Origin of the sequence: Halobacterium bonnevillei (assembly GCF_009831555.1) — an archaeon.
In the GTDB taxonomy this organism is placed as follows: domain Archaea; phylum Halobacteriota; class Halobacteria; order Halobacteriales; family Halobacteriaceae; genus Halobacterium; species Halobacterium bonnevillei.
Window position 1 is genome coordinate 1 of record NZ_WUUU01000235.1, and the last position, 3,582, is coordinate 3,582.

Below are 3,582 nucleotides of genomic sequence, written 5' to 3' on the forward strand. Positions count from 1 at the left end.
GACGCCCTCCAGTCCGCCGACAGCGCGCTCGCTCGCTCGACGGCGGACGAGTCGCCGCCACAGCGTTCGGTGGTCGTCCCCGCGGACGCCGGCGTCCCAGGGCAGTCGTGGTTGGCCGACGGGTACGCCGCGCACGCCGCGAACCCGACGGTGGGGTCGTTCCGGCGGGGGTTCGACTGGCCGAGCGGCGACGGTCCGCTGGACGTCCACGTCGTCTACAACGACGCCCGCCTCGACGTCAGCGACGACGTCGACTACGACGTTCACTCGTACGGCGAAACCAGGGTCAGAACGTCCCGGAACCTCTCCACGAGCGGTCTCCGTGACGTACTGCAGTCGGACGTGGACTTCCTGCACTTCGTCGGCCACGTGACCGCGGACGGCATGTTGTGTTCCGACGGGATGCTGGACGTGCGGACGCTGGCGCGGATGGGCGTGAGCGCGTTCTTCCTGAACGGGTGTCGGTCCTACGAGCAGGGGCGGGCGCTGTTGACGGCGGGGGCAGTGGGCGGCATCGTCACCGTCGACGACGTCGGCGACGAGACGGCGGGGTCGGTGGGACGTGTGGTCTCGATGCTGCTGGACGCGGGGTTCCCGCTGTACGCCGTGCTCGACGTGCTCGAACTCACGGGTGTGCGGACCGACCGGTACACGATTCTCGGTGACGGGACGCTGTCCCTCCGTCACAACGCCTCTGGCATTCCGATGTTGAAAGAAATCGATTCCGCGGAGTGGACGCAGACCAGCGACCAACTCCCGCTCACAATTCATCACTACCCGACGGGGAACGACAGCCTCGGTGGCATGACTGCGTACAACGTCGCGGCTGCTGAAAGTGTGGTCCAGTCAGCGCGAGCCACGGAGACCGCGATTCCACGCGAACGACTCGACGAATTCCTGGCCGACTCCGGCATCGCAGTCGTTCTCGACGGCGACCTGCGGTTCACCGACGACCTCTCGGTCGCTGACCTCCGCTAGCTGCCCCAGAAGTTCTCCCGGCTGCCCAGGCGCTCGCGGTCCGACTCGTCGCTGTCCGACTTCGCCTCGTCGTCCTCTCCATCCTCGGTGTCCTCGCCGTCGCTCGCTTCCTCGTCGTCGTCGCCCTCGGGTTCGTCGGGGAGTTTCTCGAGGAGGTCGGCGCGGGCGTAGTTCGGCTTGACTTTCGAGACCTCGGCTTTCACGCGCGCCGGCGGCAGCACGCCGTCGACCATGATGATGAACCCGCTGTCCTCCTGGCGGCCGACGCCAGCGCCGCTCTCGTGCATGTCGTCGATCTCGATGACGACCTCCTGGCCGGGCACGACGGGCGCGGTCTGCAGGTCGTCGATGGGTTGGCTGTAGTGGTTGCACCACTCCATCCCGCCGCGGTCGCCGTAGTGTTGACACCCCATTCCCTCGATTTGCTCCTGGAAACTGGGGCATTCGTCGGCGAGTGGACAGTCGGCCATACAGGGGATAGCTGGCCGGCCGGCTAAACACTTGCGGCACGGGTACGACGCGGTAGCCGCCGTCGCGGCGCCCGGTGGCGGTTTCGCGCGCGAGCGTTCAGATGAGCTGTTCGAGTTGCTCGCGCCGTCGCTGCAGGTCGAGGCTGGGGTCGAGGGCGTCCTCGGCGGCGAGCCGGTCGAGCACGAGCAGGACGTCGACGCCGCGGCGTTCGGCTTCGGTGGCGACGCGCTCGGCGTCCGCCCGGTGGACCACGAGGCGGTCGAGCAACGCGAGCAGGCACGCCACCACCGCGGCGGTCTCGCCGTCCGCGGGGAACGCGTCGCTCACGCGCGTGAAGTCAGGATACTCCGCGGGCGCGTCGTCAGCCGGCGCGACGGCCAGGCAGTTCGTGCACAGCGTCGCGGCCGGCCGGTCGTCCGGCAGGTAGTCGCCGACGCTGTCGGGCACCGGAAACCGGAGGACGTCGCCGCCGCAGTTCGAACACGGCATGGTCGACACTCCACGGCGACGCTACTTGAAGGCGCGGGCGGCGCTCGCGAACCGCGCGGGCTACAGAACACGACAGCAAAGCGAACGCGGGGAGTTCGGCCTCAGTCTGCGACGACGTCTTCCGCGAGTGCTTCGGCTTCTGCTTCCGCTTCCTCTTCCGCCTCGGCTTCCTCCTTCTTCGCTTTGACCTTCTTCATGCGGAAGATCTCCTCGCGCTCCTGCTCCTCGAGTTTCTGCTCGATGTACTCCTGGCCCTCGTACAGCTCCGGGAGGAGCTTGAACTCCAGGGCGTTGACGCGGCGTTTGGTCGTCTCGATCTCCGAGAGCATCTTCTTCATCGCCGTCTCGACTTCCGCCGCGAGGACGATGGACTGCAGGAGGTCCTCGTAGGCCTCCGCGGCCTCGTCGATGCGCGCGCTCGTGCCGAGGATGCCGTAGCCGCGTTCGTCGAGGCTCTTCCGGACTTTCGAGGACTCGATCTGGGGGACGACGACGCCCATGATGTTCCGGGATTCGACCGTGATCTCGGGGTGTTCCTCGAGCGCGGCGGCGGCACCGCGGACCGAGATGTCGCCCTCCATGGCGCGCGCCATGTTGATCTTCTTCTGGGCGGTCTCGTAGTTCGCTTCGAGGTCCTCGCGGACGTCCTGGGCCTGGTCGAGGATGTCCATGAACTCCATGATGAGGCCGTCGCGTTTCTGTTCGAGCGTGTCGTGGCCCCGCTCGGAGAGTTCGATGCGGTCCTCGATTTCCATGAGGTTCTTCCGCGTCGGCTTGATGTCCTGGGCCATGTAGTCTCTTGGCGGACCTTGTCTACGGAGGGAGGTAAACGTTTTCAGTCTCGCTCGCCGCTGGCGCCCCCTGTCGCACTCAGAGGACGCCCTGCGCGCGGTCCATCCACGACACCACGGCGACGTGCGGGAGCGTCAGCACGGCAATCAACACCAGATAGAGCGCGACGCCGCCCTCGAGGGTGGTCGGCGGGTCCGGAACGACGGCCCAGAGTCCCGCGAGGAGCGCGAGCGCGGCGAGTGTAAGCGGGGCGGCTTCCGCGCCGAAACGGGCCAGCGGCCGCCAGCGGTCCCCGGTAGCGAGCGCGCGCCGGGAGCCGTCGTGGGTCCCAATGGCGCGCGCGACGTGCCGGACGGCGTGCCACAGACAGAAGTAGACGCCGACCGCGAACACGGGCGGGACGACGAGGAAGAACGCCCAGAGGCCGACGGTTTCGGCGGCGTCGACGCGCCACGCCGTCGGCGGCGACGCCCGGGTGCGAAGGCGGGCGGCTGCGAGTGTTCCAACGGTGAACGCGGCGAACGCCACGCCGAGTCCGAGGCGCGCGTCCCGGGTGAACAGCCAGTGGGCACCAACAGTCCCGCCGAACGGCGCGGCGAACGCGGCGATGACCTCGCGGTACGTCCCGGGGTGGCCCACCAGCGGGACGAGCATCGGCAGGCCGCCCCGTACGAGGCCTGTCGCGACGCGCTGCGTCCGGGTTTCGAGGTAGTCGGCGTCCAGCAGCACCGCCAGCGGGTAGACGTCGCCCTGCCCCCAGTGCAGCCACGTCAACGCGACGAACAGGCCGCCGCGGCGACCGGCCACGCGAACCAGGCGGCCGCGTACGCGCCGCCGAGCAGGAGGTAGACG

The 3,582-nt window shown here is 68.6% G+C and carries 4 protein-coding genes and 1 pseudogene; 1 reads left to right on the top strand and 4 read right to left on the bottom strand.

The window, feature by feature from the left end:
- Positions 1 to 978, top strand: a pseudogene (locus GRX66_RS17420) (hypothetical protein); the annotation flags it as partial.
- Here GRX66_RS17420 and GRX66_RS17425 read toward each other — a convergent pair.
- The 4 genes from GRX66_RS17425 to GRX66_RS17440 form a co-directional block, all read right to left on the bottom strand.
- A complete protein-coding gene (locus tag GRX66_RS17425; protein ID WP_159527644.1) occupies positions 975 to 1,448 on the bottom strand; it encodes a TRAM domain-containing protein in 474 nt (157 codons plus the stop codon). The pseudogene GRX66_RS17420 and the gene GRX66_RS17425 overlap by 4 nt on opposite strands.
- A 97-nt stretch (positions 1,449 to 1,545) precedes the next feature.
- Entirely contained in the window at positions 1,546 to 1,938 is a 393-nt protein-coding gene (locus tag GRX66_RS17430; RefSeq protein ID WP_159527645.1) for a DUF6276 family protein, read from the bottom strand.
- A gap of 101 nt (positions 1,939 to 2,039) precedes the next feature.
- Positions 2,040 to 2,729: a V-type ATP synthase subunit D gene (locus GRX66_RS17435; protein WP_159527646.1), complete on the bottom strand. Its 690-nt coding sequence runs from the start codon at positions 2,727 to 2,729 to the stop codon at positions 2,040 to 2,042.
- 79 nt (positions 2,730 to 2,808) lie between these two features.
- Positions 2,809 to 3,582: Brp/Blh family beta-carotene 15,15'-dioxygenase (locus GRX66_RS17440; protein WP_233745635.1), on the bottom strand; the 774-nt coding region annotated here is incomplete at its 5' end.